Origin of the sequence: Corallococcus sp. AB030 (assembly GCF_003668965.1) — a bacterium.
GTDB lineage: Bacteria > Myxococcota > Myxococcia > Myxococcales > Myxococcaceae > Corallococcus > Corallococcus exiguus.
The window spans coordinates 19037-39014 of the sequence record NZ_RAWQ01000078.1; the positions used below are offsets into that span (position 1 = coordinate 19037).

16 protein-coding genes, 1 tRNA gene and 1 pseudogene are annotated in these 19978 nt (G+C 69.0%); 8 read left to right on the top strand and 10 right to left on the bottom strand.

Features of this window, described 5'->3' with window-relative positions:
• Positions 1 to 33 precede the first annotated feature (33 nt).
• Together D7Y15_RS19590 and D7Y15_RS19595 are read left to right on the top strand one after the other, a co-directional pair.
• Positions 34 to 249 (top strand): hypothetical protein, encoded by a 216-nt coding sequence (locus D7Y15_RS19590; RefSeq protein ID WP_120576612.1) that lies wholly within the window; start codon positions 34 to 36, stop codon positions 247 to 249.
• Between the two features lie 93 nt (positions 250 to 342).
• Positions 343 to 570, top strand: a complete 228-nt coding sequence (locus tag D7Y15_RS19595) for a hypothetical protein (protein WP_120576611.1) — start codon at positions 343 to 345, stop codon at positions 568 to 570.
• An 85-nt stretch (positions 571 to 655) separates the two neighbouring features.
• Here D7Y15_RS19595 and nadC read toward each other — a convergent pair whose 3' ends face one another.
• From nadC to D7Y15_RS19615, 4 genes are all read right to left on the bottom strand, one after another.
• Positions 656 to 1534, bottom strand: a complete 879-nt coding sequence (gene nadC / locus D7Y15_RS19600; RefSeq protein WP_169820991.1) for a carboxylating nicotinate-nucleotide diphosphorylase — start codon at positions 1532 to 1534, stop codon at positions 656 to 658.
• Between the two features lie 9 nt (positions 1535 to 1543).
• Positions 1544 to 5038: a valine--tRNA ligase gene (locus D7Y15_RS19605; RefSeq protein ID WP_121753558.1), complete on the bottom strand. Its 3495-nt coding sequence runs from the start codon at positions 5036 to 5038 to the stop codon at positions 1544 to 1546.
• A gap of 53 nt (positions 5039 to 5091) precedes the next feature.
• Entirely contained in the window at positions 5092 to 6354 is a 1263-nt protein-coding gene (locus D7Y15_RS19610; RefSeq protein WP_120576609.1) for a PleD family two-component system response regulator, read from the bottom strand.
• Positions 6355 to 6471: 117 nt separating this feature from the next.
• Complete coding sequence (locus D7Y15_RS19615; RefSeq protein ID WP_233596962.1) at positions 6472 to 7284, bottom strand: chemotaxis protein CheW; 813 nt, start codon at positions 7282 to 7284, stop codon at positions 6472 to 6474.
• Positions 7285 to 7336: 52 nt separating this feature from the next.
• On the opposite strand from D7Y15_RS19615, the gene D7Y15_RS19620 reads away from it, so the two are divergent.
• On the top strand, positions 7337 to 8725 hold the full coding sequence (locus D7Y15_RS19620) for a diguanylate cyclase (RefSeq protein WP_120576607.1): 1389 nt from the start codon (positions 7337 to 7339) through the stop codon (positions 8723 to 8725).
• A gap of 14 nt (positions 8726 to 8739) precedes the next feature.
• Here the strand turns inward: D7Y15_RS19620 and D7Y15_RS19625 are convergent, their stop codons facing one another.
• On the bottom strand, positions 8740 to 9135 hold the full coding sequence (locus D7Y15_RS19625; protein ID WP_121753559.1) for a demethoxyubiquinone hydroxylase family protein: 396 nt from the start codon (positions 9133 to 9135) through the stop codon (positions 8740 to 8742).
• A 168-nt stretch (positions 9136 to 9303) separates the two neighbouring features.
• Between D7Y15_RS19625 and sinK the strand changes: the two genes are divergently transcribed.
• A complete protein-coding gene (sinK, locus tag D7Y15_RS19630) occupies positions 9304 to 10821 on the top strand; it encodes a hybrid histidine protein kinase/response regulator SinK (RefSeq protein ID WP_158627009.1) in 1518 nt (505 codons plus the stop codon).
• An 85-nt stretch (positions 10822 to 10906) separates the two neighbouring features.
• Here the strand turns inward: sinK and groL are convergent, their stop codons facing one another.
• Both groL and D7Y15_RS19640 read right to left on the bottom strand, forming a co-directional pair.
• A complete protein-coding gene (groL, locus tag D7Y15_RS19635; RefSeq protein ID WP_121753561.1) occupies positions 10907 to 12550 on the bottom strand; it encodes a chaperonin GroEL in 1644 nt (547 codons plus the stop codon).
• Positions 12551 to 12729: 179 nt separating this feature from the next.
• On the bottom strand, positions 12730 to 13086 hold the full coding sequence (locus tag D7Y15_RS19640; RefSeq protein WP_120576603.1) for a response regulator: 357 nt from the start codon (positions 13084 to 13086) through the stop codon (positions 12730 to 12732).
• A gap of 88 nt (positions 13087 to 13174) precedes the next feature.
• Here D7Y15_RS19640 and D7Y15_RS19645 point away from each other — a divergent pair, with 88 nt between their 5' ends.
• Positions 13175 to 14248 (top strand): metallopeptidase family protein, encoded by a 1074-nt coding sequence (locus tag D7Y15_RS19645; RefSeq protein WP_169825497.1) that lies wholly within the window; start codon positions 13175 to 13177, stop codon positions 14246 to 14248.
• Between the two features lie 29 nt (positions 14249 to 14277).
• On the top strand, positions 14278 to 14571 hold the full coding sequence (locus D7Y15_RS19650) for a hypothetical protein (RefSeq protein ID WP_120576624.1): 294 nt from the start codon (positions 14278 to 14280) through the stop codon (positions 14569 to 14571).
• A gap of 5 nt (positions 14572 to 14576) precedes the next feature.
• On the opposite strand, the gene D7Y15_RS19655 is transcribed toward D7Y15_RS19650, so the two are convergent.
• Positions 14577 to 16976 carry a DUF3857 domain-containing protein gene (locus D7Y15_RS19655; RefSeq protein ID WP_121753562.1) on the bottom strand — a complete coding sequence of 800 codons (2400 nt, stop codon included), beginning with the start codon at positions 16974 to 16976 and terminating at the stop codon, positions 14577 to 14579.
• A 179-nt stretch (positions 16977 to 17155) separates the two neighbouring features.
• Between D7Y15_RS19655 and D7Y15_RS19660 the strand changes: the two genes are divergently transcribed.
• On the top strand, positions 17156 to 18124 hold the full coding sequence (locus D7Y15_RS19660; RefSeq protein ID WP_121753563.1) for a cyclopropane-fatty-acyl-phospholipid synthase family protein: 969 nt from the start codon (positions 17156 to 17158) through the stop codon (positions 18122 to 18124).
• A gap of 42 nt (positions 18125 to 18166) precedes the next feature.
• A tRNA-Sec gene (locus D7Y15_RS19665) sits at positions 18167 to 18265 on the top strand.
• Positions 18266 to 18408: 143 nt separating this feature from the next.
• Here the strand turns inward: D7Y15_RS19665 and D7Y15_RS19670 are convergent.
• A complete protein-coding gene (locus D7Y15_RS19670) occupies positions 18409 to 19323 on the bottom strand; it encodes a DUF2381 family protein (protein ID WP_121753564.1) in 915 nt (304 codons plus the stop codon).
• Positions 19324 to 19349: 26 nt separating this feature from the next.
• A pseudogene (locus tag D7Y15_RS44195) lies at positions 19350 to 19978 on the bottom strand (serine/threonine protein kinase); the annotation flags it as partial.

A 19978-nucleotide genomic window follows, 5' to 3' on the forward strand; every position in this document is an offset into this window, starting at 1 on the left:
CCCATGCCGTCATCGCTCCGCCCTGGAACGGCGATGCACCGCTCCGGACTGGCACGGACACTCGCTCCATTCCGGTGCGCGGTGTTCCAGAGTGGAGCGCATTTCGAACGACCAGCGCGCACGGCTCGCGTCGTCGTTCCCAGCAAGGCCAAGCTCTTCGGCATCCACACGGAGATGTATTCATTGGGCGGTCTGGGTGATCATCTCACCGGTGGCGACCGCGTGACCTTCCGCTGGATCCGCGACTGAGTGAGCTTGGATTGCGTCGCGGCGTCTGTTCGAATGCCCTCCTGTCAGCGGGCCAGGATGCTCCGGCCCGGTGGCCCCCACCCCGGAGGAAGCATGAAGGCATCGCGACTGAAGCAGACGATTCCTGGATTCGCGCTGATCATCGGCATCATGGCGGGTACGGCCCTGGCCATGGTTCCCGGCTCCACGGCGGAGACGACCGATAACCAGACGTCCGCGGTCCAGATGATCTGTTCGCGCACCTGCAAGCCGTGCTCGACCCAGATGGAGTGCGGCACGAGCGGCGGTTCCTGCGGGGTCTGGCGCTGCACCCAGCCGTAAACACCGAAGCTGGCAAAACAAAGAGCCTCCGAGTCCCTGGACTCGGAGGCTCTCTTCTGCGGATTCGTGAAGACCGCTGAACGCTTCAGCCCTGCGCGGAGCGGGGCTTGCGCGTGGACTTCTTCGTCGTCGCGATCTCCAGCGACAGGTCCATGGCCCGCGCCGAGTGCGTCAGCGCGCCCATCGACACGAAGTCCACGCCCAGCTTCGCCAGCCGGGGCAGCCGATCCAACGTGACGCCGCCCGACACTTCGATGGGCACGCGGCTCGCCGTCAGCTTCACCGCTTCGCGGATCTGCGCGTCGTCCATGTTGTCCAACATGATGACGTCCGCGCCCGCGGCGATGGCCTCCTCCAGCTGCTTGAAGTTGGTGACCTCCACTTCAATCTTCACCAGCCGGGGACCGTTCAGCTTCGCGCGGCGCACCGCTTCGGTGATGTCGCCACCTACCGCCGCGATGTGGTTGTCCTTGATGAGGATGCCGTCGAAGAGGCCGAAGCGGTGGTTGGACGCGCCGCCCATGCGCACCGCGTGCTTCGCGAGGCCCCGCATTCCCGGCGGCGTCTTGCGCGTGTCCAGCACCCGCAGCTTCGAGCCTCGCACGGAGGTCATCGCCTGCTGGGCCAGCGTCGCGATGCCGGCGGCGCGCTGCACCAGGTTGAGCGCCGTGCGCTCCGCGGCCAGCAGCGAACGCAGCTTGCCGTGGACGCGCGCGGCGACCACCTTCGGTTTGATCTCCTCGCCGTCGCGCTTGAGGACCTCCACCTCCACCTCCGCGTCCACCATGTGGAAGACGCGGACGAAGGCGTCCAGGCCGGCGACGATCATCTGCTCCTTCGCGACCAGCTCACCGCTGCCCTCCGCTTCGGCGGGGACCACCGCCAGCGAGGTGACGTCCCCCGCAGCACCCAGGTCCTCGTCGAGGGACAGCGCGATGAGCCGATCGAGATAATCCTGCTGCACTTCCACCTCCTACCGGCGCGCCTTGCGAGCCGGCTTGCCCCGAGTGGTCTTCTTCGCCGCGGCCTTCTTCGCGGCGGTCTTCTTCCCCGCCGCCTTCTTCGCCGAAGCCTTCTTCGCAGGAGCCTTCTTCACCGCCGCCTTCTTCGCGGCCGTCTTCTTGCCCGCTGCCTTCTTCGAGGAAGCCTTCTTCGCAGGGGCCTTCTTCGCGGCGGACTTCTTGCTCGCCGCCTTCTTCGCGGAGGCCTTCTTCGCAGGGGCCTTCTTCACCGCCGCCTTCTTCGCGGAGGCCTTCTTCGCAGGGGCCTTCTTCACCGCCGCCTTCTTCGCAGGGGCCTTCTTCGTCGGAGCCTTCTTCACCGGCTTCGCCGAACCCTCCGGAGCCTCGCGGGCGTCGCCGCCCTCCTTGGCCCGGTCGAACTCGCGCATCGCGTCGTCCACGAGGCCCATGCTCATGTACGCGACGCCCAGGTCGTGGTGGTCCGCCGGGGACAGCCCTTCCTTGGTGCCCTCGCGCAGCTTGTTGAGGGCCTCCTCCACCACCGGATCCGCGGCCTGGGGCGCCTGCGAAGCCTCTTCGGCTTCAATCTCGCCCTTCAGCTCCTGGCCCAGGTTCACCGCATCGTCCTTCGGTGCCTGCGGCTCGGTGGCCACCTTCACCTGGGCGCTCTCGGGCGCGGGGGACTCGGACGCTTCAGGGGCTTCGGACTCGGTGCTGCCCGGCAACGGCGACGGCGTCTCGGACATGGGGGGCTCCGGGGCGATGCGCTGGAGGTGATCCTGCAGCTTGACCGTGCGCTCCTGGAGCTCCGCCACCCGGGCCTTGTCCTTCTCCACCACGTCCGGCGGAGCACGGGCCACGAAGTTCGGGTTGTCCAGCTTGCGCTGCAAACCGGTGAGTTCCTGCTCGGAGCGGACGATCTCCTTCTTCAGGCGGTCGCGCTCCGCGTCCAGGTCCACCAGGCCCGCCAGGGGCACGTAGATTTCCAGGTTGCCGCTCACGAACGCCGCCGCCTGCGGAGGCTTGGCGCCCGGGGGGCCCACCACCACCTCGGACAGGCCCGCGAGCGGCATCAGGTACGCGCGCCAACGCTCCAACAGCTCGCGCGTCGTCGCGTCCGGGCTCTGCACCACCGCCTTCACCTTGGCGGACGGCGGCAGGTTGCTCTCGCCGCGCAGCGTGCGCAGGCCCTCGATGGCCGCGATGACCGGCGCCATCTCGCCTTCCGCGGCCGCGTCCACCCACGCCGTCTCCGGCGCCGGGTACGCCGCGATGCAGATGCTCTCCGTGGGCCGGGACATCGGCAGCTTCTGCCAGATCTCCTCGGTGATGAACGGCATGAACGGGTGCATCAGCCGCAGGATGCGGTCCAGGCACGTCACCAGCACCGCGCGCGTGGTGTCCTTGGCCTCCGCGTCGTCGCCGTACAGCGAGCCCTTCGCCAGCTCGATGTACCAGTCGCAGAACTCCGCCCACAGGAACTGGTACAGCGTGGACGCGGCCTCCGCGAAGCCGAACGCCTCCAGCGACGCGCGCGTCTCCTCGGTGGCCTTCTGCAGGCGGGAGAGGATCCACCGGTCCGCCAGCGTCAGCTTGCGGCCCTCCAGCGGCGTCTTGTCCAGGCTGAAGTCGCCCATGTTCATCAGGGCGAAGCGGCTGGCGTTCCACAGCTTGTTGCAGAACGCCTTGTAGCCACCCAGGCGGTCCATCGACAGCTTGATGTCACGGCCCTGCTGCGTGAGCGACGCCAGCGTGAAGCGCAGCGCGTCCGCGCCGTGCGCGGGCATGCCCTGCGGGAAGCGGTTGCGCAAGGACGGCTGCAGCGACTCCGCCTTCGCGCCGAGGATGACGTCCAGGGGATCGATGACGTTCCCCTTCGTCTTGGACATCTTCTCGCCCTTCTCGTCGCGCACCATCGCGTGCAGGTACACGGTGCGGAAGGGCACATCGTTCATGAAGTGCAGGCCCATCATCATCATCCGGGCGACCCAGAAGAAGATGATGTCGTGGCCCGTCTCCATCACGGACGTCGGGTAGAAGGTCTGGAGGTCCGCCGTCTGCTTCGGCCAGCCCAGCGTGGAGAACGGCCACAGCGCGGACGAGAACCAGGTGTCCAGCACGTCCGGATCCTGCGTCAGCTCCTTGCCGCCGCACTTCGGGCAGGACTCCGGCGCCGTGCGAGACACGATGACGTCCGCCGTGTCCTTGGAGCGCTCTTCCGCCGGGGTGCACGCCGCGCAGTACCACGCGGGGATCTGGTGGCCCCACCACAGCTGGCGGCTCACGCACCAGTCGTGGATGTTGTTCATCCAGTGGAAGTACGTGTTCGTCCACGACTCGGGGACGAACTTCGTGCGGCCCTCCTCCACGGCCTGGATGGCCGGCTTCGCCAGCGGTTCAATCTTGATGAACCACTGCGGCGACAGGCGCGGCTCCACCACCGTGGTGCAGCGCTGGCAGGTGCCCACGTTCAGCTTGTGCGGCTCCTCCTTCTCCAGCAGGCCCAGCTCCGTCAGGTCCGCCAGCACCTGCTTGCGCGCCTCCCGGCTCTCCAGGCCCGCGTACTTGCCGGTGTCCTTCGTCATCCGCGCCGCTTCGTCCAGGATGGACAGCATCGGCAGCTTGTGGCGCAGGCCCGTCTGGTAGTCGTTGAAGTCGTGCGCGGGCGTGACCTTCACCACGCCGGTGCCGAACTCCATGTTCACCAGCTCGCCGTCCGCGATGACCGGAATCTCACGGTCGGTGAGCGGCAGCGCCACGCTCTTGCCGATGAGGTCCTGGTAGCGCGGATCCTCCGGGTGCACGGCGACGGCCGTGTCGCCCAGCAGCGTCTCCGGGCGCGTCGTCGCCACGGTGAGGAAGCGCTCCGTGCCCTTCACCGGGTAGCGGATGTGCCAGAGCGAGCCGTTCTTCTCCTCGTGCTCCACTTCCAGGTCGGAGAGGGCCGTGCGGCAGGACGGGCACCAGTTGATCAGCTTCTGGGCCCGGTACATCAGGCCCTCTTCGTACAGCCGGACGAACACCTCGCGCACCGCGGCCGAGGACTGCTCGTCCATGGTGAAGCGCTCGCGGCTCCAGTCCAGGGACGCGCCCAGGTAGCGGTGCTGCTCACCGATGCGCGCGCCGAACTTGCCCTTCCACGTCCAGACGCGCTCGAGGAACGCCTCGCGGCCCAGGTCGTGGCGGCTCTTGCCCTCCGTCTTCTTGAGCTCCTTCTCCACCACCATCTGCGTGGCGATGCCCGCGTGGTCCGTGCCCGGCAGCCAGAGCGCGTTGAAGCCGCTCATCCGCTTCCAGCGAGTGAGGATGTCCTGGATGGTCGCGGTGAGCGCGTGGCCGATGTGCAGGCTGCCCGTCACGTTGGGCGGCGGCAGCACGATGCTGAACGGCGGCTTGGAGGAAGGGGCTTCGGCGCGGAAGTAGTCGCGCTCCAGCCAGTGGTTGTACCACCGCGCCTCCACTTCGGAGGGCTCGTAGGCCTTGGACAGTTCAGTCGTGTCAGTCATTGCAAGCGGCCGGCCCCCGACGGGGCCGGCGGGGAATCAGAGGGGACTGCGAATCAATGCTGGGTCTCGCGGTCCTTGATGAGCCGCTCCAGCTCTTCCCGGATGATGGTCTCCGCCAGCTGCGGAACGACCTCCCAGGCAATCTTCTCGATGACCTCGCGGGACGCCTTCGACAGCGCCTCGCGCAGCAGCGCCTCTCCGCCATCCGCGGCCGGACGGGCGCGCGCGGGCGGAGTCGCCGGCGAGGGACCGCCGATGTCCAGGGAGATCTCCTCCGCGCCGCTGGGCTCGGGCAGCGAGTCCTCGATGCGGATGCTCTCCGTGCGGGCCTGCGCGGCGGGAGGGGCGGCCGGAGCGCCCAGCCCGAACGGATCCCGGGCACGGGCGGCCGGAGGCACCGCGGCGGGCGGGGGCGCGGACGGCAGCGGCGCGGCGCCCGGAGGACGCGGGAAGCCGCCCGGGATGTTCGGGGCGCCAGGGCCCGGAGGACGCGCGGCCATGCCCGGAGGCGGTGCACCCGGCGGACGCGCGCCCGGAGGCACGGCACCCGGAGGAGGACGCGCACCCGGCGGCATGGCGCCCGGAGGCGGCGCACCCGGAGGACGCGCGCCCATGCCCGGAGGCGGCGCACCCGGCGGAGGACGTGCACCCGGCGGCATGGCGCCCGGAGGCGGCGCACCCGGAGGACGCGCGCCCGGAGGAACAGCGCCCGGCAGCGGACGCGCCGCACCCGGAGGAGGAGGCACACCGGCGCCCGGAGGACGCGCGCCCGGAGGCGGCGCACCCGGCGGAGGACGCGCACCCGGCGGCATGGCGCCCGGAGGCGGCGCACCCGCGGGACGCGCACCCGGCGGCACGGCGGCGGCGGGCGGCGCGCTGACCGGAGCGCTCGGGGCGGAGGTCTGGGGCAGAATGCGCGTCGCGGCGGACGCGGGCATCGTGTTGGACTTCTGGCCCACCAGCGCCTTCACCTTGTCGAGGAGGATCTGGCTCTCGAAGGGCTTGGTGATGTGGTCATCCGCCCGGGCGGCCTTCGCGCGGTTCTCGTCGAACGCCTCGAAGGTGCCGGCGAGCAGCAGCACCGGGATGGCCTGCGTGGAGGGGTCGCCCTTGAGCGCCTCGCAGACCTCGTAGCCGCTCTTGCCCGGCATCATCACGTCGGCTAGCACCACGTCCGGACGCAGCTCGCGCGTGCGGGAGATGGCGTCCAGCCCGTTGTCCACCGCGGTCACCTGGAAGTCTTCCGTCGCGAAGATCATCCCGATCACCTTGCGGATGGTGAGCGAGTCGTCGGCGATCAGTAGATTCTTGGGCATCGGCTCCGGCCTCGGGGGGCGCATACCCCCCTGAATTCGTTTGAGATTTCGGGCGAGCAAGCCTGCCTGCACGCCCTGTGTCAATCGGAGAAGCTTAGGATTCGCGCGTTGGGCCGATCAAGAAAACATGCGCTGCAGGTCCAGTAACATCACCGGATCCGGCAGCCCCGGCGCCCGGAACGTTCCGGGAAGCTCGGCCGGCTTGAACTTCTGCAGCACACCCAGCACCCGGGTGGCCGCCAGCCCTACGTTCCGCCCCGCCAGTTCCGTGAGGACGAACAGCTCCTCCGCCTGGGCCGGCGCACCCAGCAGTGCTGGAATCGAACAGATGGGCCATAGCGCCTGCGCGTGGGGATAGACGCCCGCCACCGGCCCGCTCTGCACCGGGAGCACGCTGAACGCCTCGCCCCGGGGTACCACCTGGGAGACGCAACCCAGCGGGACGCCGAACAGCACCCCCTGGGACTCCAGCACCAGCGCCCGCTCCGGGGGCGCGTCCGCATAGTGCACGGGCCGGGGCTCTGGCGGGGTCGCCCGGGGGCCCGCCCGGTGCGGCAGCGCTTCCACGATGAGCTCCAGGTACAGCCGGTCCTTGTGCAGCACCGCGCCCCGGCTCAGCGGCGCCAGCGAGTCCGCCAGGCCCGGAGGCAGCAGGAAGAACGGGTCCCTCGCGACGTCCGCGACCTCCACCACGGCGCGCACCCGCACCGCGAGCGTGGGGCTGACGTCCAGGACCACCACCATGCCCGGCACTTCCTCAGGCAGGCCGCCGAGCAGCGCGGCGAGGTCCTTCACTTCCAGTACGCCGCGCAGACTCGCGCCGCGAGCGCCCGGCATCGCGACCTCGATGACGGAGGTGGCCTCCACCGCGTAGCGCGTCTCTCCGGCCTCCACCAGCAGGCAGAGCCGCCGTCCGCTTTCAAAGGGCACGGCCCGGGACCCTAGCAGCCTTCCAGCGTTGGGTGCTAAGCCCTGAACAGTCATGGCGCGACTGCTCCTCGTCGACGACGAAAAGATCGCCCGCAATCTCTACGGCGACTACCTCACGGCCGCGGGACACCTGGTCACGGCGGTGCCCACCGTGGCGGACGCGAAGGCAGCCCTCTCCGCGGCGCGGTTCGACGCGGTGGTGACGGACCTCATCCTCCCCGGCGGCGACGGCATGGAGGTGCTTCGCCACGTGCGCGAGCGCTACCCCGGCGTGGAGGTGCTGGTCATCACCGGCCTGGACAAGGTGGCCCCCGCGGTGCGCGCCATCAAGAGCGGCGCGGCGGAGTACCTGGTCAAGCCCGTGGCGCCGGAGGCCCTGGAGCACGCGCTGCGCCGCGCGCTCACCACGCGCGACCTGATGCGTGAGAACGCGTCCCTGCGCCAGCACGTCGCGCTGCTGGAGGCGGGCCAGCGCATCGCCACCACGCTCGACCGCGAGCGGCTGTCCACGGCCGCGTCCGACGCGCTGGAGTCCATGGCCAACGCCTCCGCGGTGATGCTCCTGGAGCGGGACCCCGGCGGCACGGGCTTCCGCTCGCACGGCATGCGCGGGCTGCCGGTGGACCTGCACGAGGCGCTCGTCCCGCTGCTCATCGAGCGGCTTTCGGGCACGCGCACGCAGGTGGAGCTCGACGGACTTCAAGTTCCCTGGCCGCGCACCCTCTCCTTCCCCGCCGTGGACGGCGAGCTGGTGCTGGGCCACGCGGTGCTCTTCCACGACAACGCGCCCGCGGAGCACCACGCGGAGACCGTGGGCTTCCTCGTGCGCAACTGGGCGCTGGCCCTGCGCAACCTGGGCCGCTTCGCCGCCGTGGAGGACCTGGCCTACGTCGATGATCTCACCCGCCTGTTCAACACGCGCTACCTGCACCTGGTGCTGGACCGCGAGGTGAACGAGGCCCTCCAGACGGAGCGCCCCTTCTCCCTGCTGTTCCTGGACCTGGACCGCTTCAAGGCCATCAACGACACGCACGGGCACCTGGTGGGCTCGCGGGTGCTGGTGGAGGCCGCGCGCGTGCTCAAGGGCTGCGTGCGCGACCCGGACGTGGTGGCGCGCTTCGGCGGCGACGAGTACGTGGTGCTACTGCGCGGCACGGACTCCGGCGGGGCCCTCAAGGTCGCCGAGCGCATCCGCCGCACCATGGAGACCCATCAGTTCCTGGGCCGCGAGGGGCTGGCGCTCAAGCTCACCACCTGCATCGGCGTGGCCAGCTTCCCGGAGCACGCCCAGGACAAGGACCACCTGCTGGACCTGTCCGACCGGGCCATGTACCGGGGCAAGCGCGGCACCCGGAACGTCGTCTACATGGCGGCGCAGGACCTGGAAGCCACCCCGGCCGAGCGCCGTCAGAATCCCCCGCCCCCGCAGGGCCAGGGCTGAACGCCGGACGCGCGCTACTTGCGCAGGCTGCCCACGGTGAGGTGCTTGGGCAGCTCCACTTCCGCGGGCACGCCGCCGCCGCCGCCGCCCTCGCCCACCGCCTCCACCTCTTCGTGAGACGCGCCGGTGGTGATGAGGCGGTACTTCTGCGACGCCTCGCGGTCGTGCTGGGCCTGCTCCGGATCCAACCGCGCGATGAGCTGCCAGAAGAGGGCCGCGTGCTCGCGCTCCTCGTCCATGACGTGCCGCAGGATGGCCTTCGCCTCCTCGTTGTCCGTCGCGTCCAGGTGCGCGGCGTAGAGGTTGATGGCGTCCAGCTCCGCCTCGATGTTGAGCCGGATGGAGCGGGCCAGTTCGGAGTCCGTCAGCTTCCGGGGCACCAGCGAGTGGAACGGGTTCGTCTGCGGCATGAGGACCTCAGCGACAGGGAGGGTTTCCAGCAAGCGAGCGGGCAACGACGTTCCGTCAGGCCGGGCTGGAGGACGTGCGCGAGCATCCGTTCGGTCGCGAGCGCGGTCAACCGAATCCCGCTGGGGGTGCGTTGCGCGTGAACACCTGCCTCCGCCATGCTCCCGTGCATGGAGACCCCCTCGCCGCTCGCGCAGCTGCTCCAGGCCCTGGACGCGGGGGACCTGGAGAAGGCACGGGTCGCGGCCGTGGCGCTGCAACGCGCCAACGCCCATACCCATCAGGTCGCCGCGGAGGTCCTCCATGAGCTGCGTCAGCCCCTCCTGGGCGCGAAGGCCTACGCCCAGCTGCTGGCCGAGGAAGGAGGCTCCAGCGGCCCGCTGAAGCTGCTGCTCGCGCAGGTGGAGCGGATGGAGCAGATTGTCTCCGACTTCATCCGCCTGGCCAGCGAGCGGCCGGCCCCGCAGCAGCGGCTGTCCCTGGCCGCGCCCATCTGGGCGGCGGCGAAGGTGTTCAGCGTCAACCCGGACTCGGCGCGCATCTCGCTGGAGGTGGAGGCCCCCGAGGACCTCACCATCCAGGGCAACGCGCGGCTGATTGAGCAGCTCACGCTCAACCTGCTCAACAACGCCCGCGACGCCATGTCCGGCCGGGGCCGCGTGAAGGTGACGCTCACGCGCGATGGCGCCTCCGCGGCCCTCTACGTTTCCGACTGGGGACCGGGCATCCCGGACGAGCTGAAGACGCGCATCTTCGAGCCCTACGTCTCCGCCAGCAAACGCGGCACGGGCCTGGGGCTCGCCGTCTGTCGTCGCATCGCGCAGGAGCACCACGCGCAGGTTGCCCTGGTGCCGCCCACGACGCTGCGCGAGGTGCCGCCCCCGGCCACGGTGTTCCGCGTGCTCTTCCCGCCCACGGACGCGCCGCGCCCGCCGCGCAAGCGCCTGCTGGTGGTGGACGACGAGGGCATCATCCGGATGGTCTTCAAGGACCTGATGGACAAGGAGTGCGAAGTCATTGAAGCGGCCACGGGCGAGGCCGCGCTCGAAATCCTCCGCTCGTCGCGCGTGGACCTCATCGTCACGGACAAGAACCTGCCCGGAATCTCCGGCCTGGAGCTGGCCCAGCACGCGCGGAAGCTGGACCCCGCGTCGCGCGTCATCCTGATGACGGGCTACCCCTCGCTGGTGACGACGCAGCAGGCGCTGCAGCTGGGCCTGGTGGACTACCTGCTCAAGCCCTTCGACGACATCCGACAGGTGCGCGCGCTGCTGCGGCAGGCGCTGTACACGCCGGCCGCGCCGCCTGTCCCCGCCCCCAGCGCTGGCGTGCGCCGGGTGGACGTGCTGGAGGACAACCCGGCCACCGCGCGGCTGATTTCAGAGGCGCTGACGCTGCTGGGCCTGGAGGCGCGCGTCGTCGCGGGCGCGGAGGTGGCCACCATGGATCCGCCCGTGGGCGTGGTGGTGTCTTGGGACTTCGCGCCGGCCTACGGCAAGAAGGCGCTGGAGCTGGCCCGGGCCCTGAGCCAGGGCGCGCCCTTCGTTGTCCTGGCCGAGCACCTCACCATGGACACGGCGCTGGCGTCGCTGCGCGCCGGGGCCGCCGCGTGCCTGCCCAAGCTGCTCTCCGACACCACGGCGCTCAGCCGCGAGCTGGGCCTGGCCTTCAAGAAGACCGCTTCCTGAAAAAGACTCCGGCCCCGGGCGCCCCGCTTTCGCGGAGCCCACCGGGGCCGGAAACCCTACGAAGCTACGGAGCCGTCAAGTCGGCTCAGTAGTCCATGTCGTCGCCGCCGTACTCCGGCATGGCGCCGCCGCCCGCGCCGCCCTTGGCCTTCTTCTTGGGGCGCTCGGCGATCATCGCCTCGGTGGTGAGCAGCAGGGACGCCACGGAGGCGGCGTTCTGCAGCGCGGTGCGCTCGACCTTCGTCGGGTCGATGACGCCGGCCTTCTCCAGGTCCTCGTAGGTCTCCGTGCGGGCGTTGAAGCCGAACGCGCCGGTGCCGTCCTTGACCTTGTTGATGACGACGGCGCCTTCGACGCCGGCGTTGCTGGAGATCTTGCGCAGGGGCTCCTGCAGCGCCTTGCGGATGATGTCCACGCCGAAGTCCTGCTCGCCGCCCAGCTTCAGGCCGTCCAGCGCCTTGAGGCTGCGGATGTAGGCCACGCCGCCGCCGGGGACGATGCCCTCTTCGACGGCCGCGCGGGTCGCGTGCAGCGCGTCCTCCACGCGGGCCTTCTTCTCCTTCATCTCCACTTCGGTCGCCGCGCCGACGTTGATGACCGCCACGCCGCCCACGAGCTTCGCCATGCGCTCCTGGAGCTTCTCGCGGTCGTAGTCGCTGGTGACCGTCTCGATCTGCGTGCGGATGAGCTTGATGCGGCCCTCGATGTCCGCCTTCTGGCCGGCACCGTCCACGATGGTGGTGTTGTCCTTGTCCACCGTGATGCGCTTGGCGCGGCCCAGGTCGGTGAGGGTCAGGTTCTCGTACTTGTGACCCAGCTCCTCGCTCACCACCATGCCGCCCGTCAGCGTGGCGATGTCCTTGAGCATCTCCTTGCGGCGGTCGCCGAAGCCCGGCGCCTTCACCGCGGCCACGTTCAGCACGCCGCGGATCTTGTTCACCACCAGGGTGGCCAGGGCCTCGCCCTCGATGTCGTCCGCGATGATGAGCAGCGGCTTGCCCGAGCGCGCCACCTGCTCCAGCAACGGAATCATGTCCTGCATCGACGAGACCTTCTTCTCGCTGATGAGGATGTAGGGGTCGTCCATGACGACCTCCATGCGATCGCGGTTCGTGACGAAGTACGGCGACACGTAGCCACGGTCGAACTGCATGCCCTCCACCACGTCGAGCGTCGTCTCCAGGCCCTTGGCCTCCTCGACGGTGATGACGCCCTCCTTGCCGACCTTCTCCATCGCGTCCGCGATGGTCTGGCCGATGGTCTCATCCCCGTTGGCGGAGATGGTGCCCACCTGCGCGATGGCCTGCTTGTCCGTGGTCGTCTTGGACATCTTCTTCAGCTCCGCGACCACCACCTCCACGGCCTTGTCGATGCCGCGCTTGAGGTCCATGGGGTTGTGGCCGGCGGCCACCAGCTTCAGGCCCTCCTCATAGATGGCGCGCGCGAGCACGGTCGCCGTCGTGGTGCCGTCGCCGGCCTTGTCGGAGGTCTTCGACGCGACCTCCTTCACCATCTGCGCGCCCATGTTCTCGAAGCGGTTCTCGAGATCGATCTCCTTGGCGACGGTGACGCCGTCCTTGGTGATGGTGGGCGAGCCGAAGCTCTTCTCGATGACCACGTTGCGGCCCTTGGGACCGAGCGTCACCGCGACCGCATCCGCGAGGATCCGAACGCCGCGCAGGATGGAATCGCGCGCGGACTGATGGAAGAAGATTTCCTTCGCTGCCATCGTAACCTCCGATAATACTTGGGGAATTTCTACAAATGGGGGTGGCCGTTAGCACTCGGCCATGTCGAGCGCCAACATAAGGGCCGCATCGACGATGTCAACGGAAAGGGGCAGACGTGTGGGCCTGAGGACGCCTACTGGCCCGCCCGGGTGGGGGGCCCGGGCTGCCCGGGAAGGCCCTACTCCGCGAAGCGCACGAGGTTGAGCAGCTGCCCCATGTCCAGGGGCTTCTGCAGGGTGATGGCGACGCCCTTGCGCAGGCCCCGGTCGGAGATGTTGGCGTCCGTGCTGGCGGTCATCATCAGGACGGAGATGCGCTGGAAGCGGGGATCCGCCTTCAGCATCTCCGTGAAGTGGATGCCGTCCAGGTGGGGCATCAGGTAGTCGGTGATGACCAGCCCCACGGGGTGACGCTCCATGATGTCCAGGGCCTGGAGCGCGTCCGACGCCGAGAACACGGTGTAGCCATGCATCTCCAGGTAGCGAGAGAGCATGGTGCACAGCTCGTAATCGTCGTCGACGACCAGGATGTTCACGGGGTTCGGGCCGAAACGGGGCGCTGGAAGGTAACAGCGACGCCGGTCGTTGACAACGCGAAGGACGGCTTCTTAGCTGCCGGCCCGAATGGCGAAGCGCATGGCGAAGCAAGGGGAGGCGCGGGACATGGACGCGCGGCTGGAGGGAGTCGCGGACGCCTTCGAGGCGAGGGACTTCGAGGCCGCGCTCACCAGCGCCGACGCCCTGCTCCGGGACGTTCCGGACTCACCAGAAGCCCTGCACTACCGGGCCGCCGCGCTGGTGGAGGTGGGACGCCTGGAGGACGCGGGCAAGGCCTATGGCGCCGCCCTCAAGATGGCCCCGGAAGACCTGGAGATCCTCTTCGGCGCGGCGGAATTCCTCGTGTGCCGCACCGGCGAGGACCGCGAGGCGGTGGAGGAAGGGCTGGAGTGGTGCGGCCGCGGGCGGAAGCTGGCGCAGCGGGCCGATGACGTGGAACTCGTCTACGAGTTCCTCCTCCTGGAGGGCATGGGCCTCAACCAGCTGGGGGAATGTGAGTCCGCGCTGAAAATCCTGGACCAGGCGCTGACGCACATGCCGCGCTCGACGGACGCGCAGCTGGAGCGGGGCATCGCGCTGTTCGAGTTGTGCCGCTTCGCGCCCGCGCAGGAGGCCTTCGAGCGGGTGTTGAAGGACGCGCCGGACGAGGCCTGGGCGCACCACTACCTGGGGCTGGTCGCGGAGCGGCGCCAGGATGCGAAGGAGGCGAAGAAGCGCTTCTCCCGGGCGCAGGCGCTGGCCCCGGAGGAGCTGCCGCCGCCGGTGGCACTGGAGGAGGCGGCGTTCGACCGCGCGGTGGAGGACGCGATGCGCGCCCTGCCCTCCCAGGTGAAGCAGTACATGGACAACGTGACGCTGGCGGTGGAGGACCTGCCGTCGGATGAGGACCTGCTGGGTCAGCAGCCGCCACTGTCACCGTGCATCCTGGGGGTGTTCCGGGGCACGCCCGTGGGCGAGCGCAGCGTGATGGACGCGGCGGATCACTTCCCGCCCTCCATCGTGCTGTACCAGAAGAACCTGGAGCGCTTCGCGCGCACCCGCGAGGAGCTCATCGAACAGATTGGCATCACGGTGATGCACGAAGTCGGTCACTTGATGGGTCTGGATGAAGACGACCTGTGGGAGCGGGGGCTGGACTAGCGCCGTTCTCCCCTGCCCTGATGCGCGCCATGCATGCATGGACGAAGCTGGGGCTGATGGCGGTGCTGGGTCTGACGGGCTGTCTGGGCGACGACGACGAGGAGCCGCGCACGTGTCCGCAGGTGGTGGTGTTCGCGCGCTCGGACAGCGAGACGTGCCAGTCCTTCCCGACGCCGTGTGACGTACCGGAGGGGTACGTCGAGTGCTGCGGCGGCCTCTTCGGGGGCTGCGCGGGGAACGTGTCCGGGAACACCTGCGTGGATGATCCGTCCGACACGTGCCAGCCCGGGGGCAGCGCGGACTGCCCGGGCATCTGCCAGTAGGCGTCTCAGGCGGCGCGCGAGCCCTTGTCCTCGAAGTAGGCGCGGCGGGCGCGGGCGCAGGTGGGGCACTGCCACTGCACCAGGGTGAGGTGGCGGTCGCCCAGGACGACGGCCTCGTGGCGGAGCGACTCCCGTGGGGCCTCGCTGGTGGCTCCGCAGGCGCAGCGCAGCCGGCCCAGCGTGGAGAGCAGCTCCTGAGGGCTGGTGATGGGGATGGCGGACCCGGCGCTGTCGCCCCGGTGGTCCGCGTCGAACTTGCGTGCGAAGGCGCGGCGCCGGCCCCAGGCGCGGCCCTTTCGCCAGAGCGCCACCGGGCCGCCCTGCGCGATGACGAACCACAGCACGAGGCACGTCGCGATGACGCCCAGGAGGATGGCACCCGCCTCGCCGGACGGAACGGACGAGGCCTGGTGGCGGGCGGCCCGGCTCCTGAGTTGGATGGCGTAGCCGCGCTGGGCCTCGGTGGCGCGCACGGCCTTCACGTACTCGGCGATGCGCTCGGGCGGGACCGAGTCCGCGGTGCTGCGGTAGCTGTAGTCGAGCAGCAGCGTCTTGCCTTCGGCGCGGGTGTCGGCCACGAAGCGGAAGGCCGGACCGTCCACGACCTCGTACTCCGTTTTGACAGGGGGCAGCTCGCCGGCCTTCAGCGTGATGCGGTGGCGGGCGAAGACGGGGTGCTCCACCTCCAGCGGGAAGGCGCGGTGGGAGTAGTTCGGCACGGCGAGGTGCTGGCGGAGGCCATGCGCGCGGAACTCCCGGCGACCGTCCGAGGTCCAGAAGTCCTCGATGCGGTAGTGCTCTTGCGTGACGAGCACGTTCGTCACGGTGTCGTCGTCCACCGACATGGGCTTCGCGATGGAGATGTCCGCGTCCGTCTTCGCGTAGTAGTTGAAGTAGAGGCGGGACACCTCGGACAGGGACGTGCCCGCGAGCGCGCGGCGCATGGAGTTGGCGTCCGCCCCCGTGCGCGTGGTGACGACGTCGAGTGTCGCGGCCCCGTCGCGGCCCATCGCGACGTAGGTCTCGTCCACGAAGAGGGAGGGCTCCGTCAGCGTGGGCGTGGGGATGACGGAGAGCGCCGTGGTGGCGGGGGCGACAAGGAGGGCCCGGCCGTAGGAGGGCGGTTCGTAGCTTTCCAGCCCGCCGCGCTCCAGCGTCGCCGTGGGGTCCACCCACAGCTCGCGGCCGGCCACGGTGGCGTGGACGATGACGTGGTTGAACGCGGTGGCGGTGGGACGCAAGCCGTCCAGCAGCTGCGTGAGGTCCGTGCTCACGAGCGCCGGCTGCGCGTCGATGCCCAGCCCCTTGAGGAGCGATACCAAGAGGAGCGACTTGTCCTTGCAGTCGCCGAAGCGGCGCTGGAGGACCTCGTCGGGCGGATGGGGCTGGTGGGAGTTGGGGCCCATCTCGATGCCCAGGTAGCGCACCTCGTCCTGGACGAAGCGAAGCGCGGCGAGGAAGCGCGCCTCAGGGGTCGGCTCCTTCGACAGCCGGCGGACCTCCTGTTCCAGCGACTTCGAGCGGGCGGGCACCTGGAACAGCGTGGAGGCCCAGCGCGCGACGTCGTTCCAGTCCTTGTATTCGCTGAACTGGATCCACGGGTAGACGGGCTGCCAGCCGGGGACGTTGTCCTCGTGGCGGACCGCGGGCACGTGGCGGCGCTCCAGGATGATTTCACGCTCGCCGTTCAGCATCGACTCCGAGCGCGACAGGCCCGGCGCGGCGAAGTCCCGGATGAAGAGCGTGCGCCCCCGCCCTTCCGGCCACAGCAGCCGGTAGGCGAAGTGGACCACGGGATAGGAGTGGCCCACGCCGACGACGTCGGAGAAGCGTCCGCCAAAGACGGGGTTGGCGCCTTCGAAGGAGTACGCGACCTCCACCGTGTCGCCCACGCGCACGTCGCGGAGGAAGGGCACCACGGAGAGGTTGCCGTTGTAGAGCCGGTTCTGGAGCTCGGTCTCCTGCTGGATGACCCGGGCCTCGGCAGGCTGGAAGACGTCCTCGCGGCGGCCGTCGCGGATGCGCCAGATGCCGTGGACGGTGAGCTTCTGGTACGTCGGATCGAAGCGGAACTGGATGTCCGTGACGCGGTCGATGCCCCGCGGAGAGAGGACCTTCTGGGCCGAGTGCAGGTAGTGCACGCGCGATGGGCCGGACACGCGCACCTGTTCCTCGATCAGCAGCCGGGAGACGCTGGTCTCCTCCTCGCCCTCGGGAGTCGGGCCGGGGTCTGGAGGAATGGGAAGCGGCTTCACCCACGCGGCGGGAGGCCCGACGCGGAACGGCCTGGCGTTCGTCGCCGCCGGTGCTGCCCCGGCGCTCAAGGACAGACACAGACACAGCAGCAGGACGGGCACCGGAAAGAAGCCCGGTGCCAGGAGGACGGAACGGAAGGTTCGGCGCATGGCGGAAGGGCGCTCATCATGGAGCCCGGATGACGCGCCGGGCAAGGCGCCCCCCTGGGACACCGGGCGAGCGGCCCCGCTTCATTCACCAGTGAAAACCGTCATGCAGGCCAAGCCTGGAATTGCCGTGACACGGGCTAGGGTTCCGGCCATCGGTTGGAAGGCCCAGGAGGCTGGCGATGGTCAACGTGAGGCAGGTCGCGACGCGGCTGAAGAGTGCGTTCCTGGCGGACCCGGAGCGCTTCTATACGAACGAGACAGGAGCCTGGGTGGCGGGGATGCCGGCGCCGAGCGACATCCGGGTGACAACGGGCCGGGAGCCCTTCTGGATCAACCTGGGCTACTGGAAGCACGTGGAGAAGGTGGACGACTCCAACGTGGAGCGCGTGGGGGAGCTGTTCCGGTCCGCCCAGGCGGAGATGGCGCGCCTGTTGGCGAGGACGGCGAAGCTGGGGCCCGGGGATGCCGTCTTGGACTGCGGCTTCGGTTACGCGGACCAGGACCTGCTGTGGGCGGAGGAGTTCAAGCCCGCGAGCATCGTCGGGGTGAACATCACGCCGAACCAGGTGAAGGTGGGCCGGGAGCGCGTGAAGCTGACGGGGTTGGAGGACGTGGTCCGGCTGGAGGTGGGGAGCGCGACGGCGCTGCCTGGGCCGGAGGGAGCATTCGACGTGGTGTTCGCGCTGGAGTCCGCGATGCACTTCCGGATGCGGCAGGACTTCCTGCGCGAGGCCTTCCGGGTGCTGAAGCCGGGAGGCCGGCTGGTGATGGCGGACATGGCGCAGAAGACGGACCGTGAGGCTGGAGCCGGACTCCGAGCACGGCTGCGCTACCGCTACTGGCGGGGGCTGATTGCCTTCCCGGAAGAGAACGTCTGGTCGACGGAGCGCTACCAGTCGGAGCTGCGGCGGGCGGGGTTCCAGGACGTGAAGGTGGAGTCCATCGCGGAGGATGTGTACCCGGCGGTGAACACGGCGCTGGTGGCGCTGCGGGGCATAACGCAGCTGGAGCGCAATCCGGGGAGCACGTCGCTGCACCAGGTGCGCGCGGACGTGCACAAGGCGATGCGGATGACACCGGAGCAGCTCCAGTGGCCCGCGCTGTTCAACTGCGACGAGTACGCCGTGGTGTCCGCGCGCAAGCCGTGACCGTGGTTGACGGACTGGGGCGGAGCGGCGGTAATCGGAAGCGGTAGGGCCTCCGGACCTGGTGGCCGGCCCGGTCTTCAAAACCGGTGAGGGGCTGCGAGAGCAGTCCCTGGCGAGTTCGATTCCCGTGCCCTACCGCCAATACTTCCGAGGGGTTACGCCCCACCTGCCCTGTGGATACCGTACCCTGCTGCGTCCAGGCGCGTCCAGACCAGTCCACTCGACTGCGTTACCGCTGCGTTACTGCGCAGCAGGCAACGGCGAGGACTCAGCAACGGGCTCCCTTAGGGGAACATCACGTTGCCAAACACGACAGTACGCGACCCATCTTCCTCCCAGAGCTTGAGTGAGAAGGGCCCTCGGGTTGTTTCTGGTGAGGCCTCGGCTTCCACAACAACCCGACCGACGTTTCCTCCTGGAATTGGCATTCGCTGCCATACGCGGATCACCTTCAACTCCACGCCAGCCTTGCCTTTGAGCGTTGCGCCCTTCGCGAGCCATGGCTGAGCCCCGGCCTTCACGTCCAACTTGATGTCCACCGCTACGCCCGTAGTGGAGCGATAGCTCGTGATGTAAGAGGCCGTCAGGTCACTCCCAGAGACTTGGGAGAACTCAAGGGTCACGACTTGCCCGGCCACACCACGCTCGTCCATTCCTCCGGTGGAGATCAGGCCCGCCAGCCCTCCCGGAGCATCGTGCTCGGCCATCAGTCTTGCGTTCTCATTTTGGCAGCGCAGCAATTCCGCATGCGCCTCGCGGGCTTCCTGCTGGTACGTCTCAATCGTCCGCTTTCCGCGATAGACCTCAATGAGAGACTCGGCCTTTGCCGGATGGATCCGCAAAAGGAAGAATGCACTCAAGGGGGCTGCGCCATCCCTGAATCGCACGACCAGACGAAACCGCTCGCCTGGAGCTACACGCGACGAAGGCACCAGTCGGATTGTGGCTTGCCCCACATCCACCAGTGCAAAGCGATCTCGCCCCTCCAACTCGACACTGTCGCGCATCAGGTCGGAATCGAAGAAGAGAGCCGTCGAGAGTCCAGAGCTGATCGCGATCTCGGGGGTGACTTGAACATCGTCCGGCGACAATTCGATGCGTCGTGCGCCCGGCACCGACGCTGAACCCTCTGACTGAGCGACGGCCGTTTCGGCCACGAACAGCAGGCCCAGGAGCACGACGAAAGAAGAAGATGACACTCGGCGATTACTCCCAGGTGGTGCTGTTACTCAAACTCGCTCACCGCCCTCACGTATTCGCTCGTGAAGATACGGCCATTGGAAGGTGAGTCGTTTCCGGGCTCGCGTGCCATTCCTCGTTCCCCGTCTTTCACGTCGTAGACCTCCAGGCAGACAGGAAAACTGTCGCCCTTTGGCGTAGTCGCCGAGGTGAGTCGCCCGTAAACGCGGTCTCGCACGATTAGCCGACCAGACAGAACTGTCCCGTGCGGCATTTCCTCCCAATCGCCGTACAAGAACACCTGGGCAGGGCCTTCCCGAACAGAAATGAATTGCGGGCGGTCACGGGTGAAAACGGCTTCGTGCCTGTCTCCAATGTCGATGCCCAGCTTCGCCATGGCCTTCACAGCACCCTTTGGGCACGGCTCCGGAGGAGGTGCCGGACGCACTTGCGGCCCTGGGCACGCGAGCGCCGTGCATGCCGCCGCCGTGCCGACAGCACGGGCCATGACGCTCATGCCCTTCTTCGCGGGCTTCGAGGGGAACTGAAGGGGCTGCGTCTCTTTCGGCTGCGTCGTCACGGTGGCTGAAACCTCCTGGAGCGTCGCGGGGAGAGCGACGGCCGCAGCGGTGGCCTCCGGCCCGGTGGGAGCTGCGGCGCGATCAGCTTGAGGTG

Excerpts from the sequence above, each read along its gene's own strand:
- D7Y15_RS19620 (WP_120576607.1), top strand. The coding sequence starts at position 7,337 with ATGGCGCGACTGCTCCTCGTCGACGACGAAAAGATCGCCCGCAATCTC.
- D7Y15_RS19645 (WP_169825497.1), top strand. The coding sequence starts at position 13,175 with ATGGCGAAGCGCATGGCGAAGCAAGGGGAGGCGCGGGACATGGACGCG.
- D7Y15_RS19625 (WP_121753559.1), bottom strand. The coding sequence starts at position 9,135 with ATGCCGCAGACGAACCCGTTCCACTCGCTGGTGCCCCGGAAGCTGACG.
- D7Y15_RS19595 (WP_120576611.1), top strand. The coding sequence starts at position 343 with ATGAAGGCATCGCGACTGAAGCAGACGATTCCTGGATTCGCGCTGATC.
- sinK (WP_158627009.1), top strand. The coding sequence starts at position 9,304 with ATGGAGACCCCCTCGCCGCTCGCGCAGCTGCTCCAGGCCCTGGACGCG.
- D7Y15_RS19590 (WP_120576612.1), top strand. The coding sequence starts at position 34 with ATGCACCGCTCCGGACTGGCACGGACACTCGCTCCATTCCGGTGCGCG.
- D7Y15_RS19660 (WP_121753563.1), top strand. The coding sequence starts at position 17,156 with ATGGTCAACGTGAGGCAGGTCGCGACGCGGCTGAAGAGTGCGTTCCTG.
- D7Y15_RS19655 (WP_121753562.1), bottom strand. The coding sequence starts at position 16,976 with ATGCGCCGAACCTTCCGTTCCGTCCTCCTGGCACCGGGCTTCTTTCCG.
- D7Y15_RS19610 (WP_120576609.1), bottom strand. The coding sequence starts at position 6,354 with ATGCCCAAGAATCTACTGATCGCCGACGACTCGCTCACCATCCGCAAG.
- D7Y15_RS19650 (WP_120576624.1), top strand. The coding sequence starts at position 14,278 with ATGCATGCATGGACGAAGCTGGGGCTGATGGCGGTGCTGGGTCTGACG.
- D7Y15_RS19605 (WP_121753558.1), bottom strand. The coding sequence starts at position 5,038 with ATGACTGACACGACTGAACTGTCCAAGGCCTACGAGCCCTCCGAAGTG.
- groL (WP_121753561.1), bottom strand. The coding sequence starts at position 12,550 with ATGGCAGCGAAGGAAATCTTCTTCCATCAGTCCGCGCGCGATTCCATC.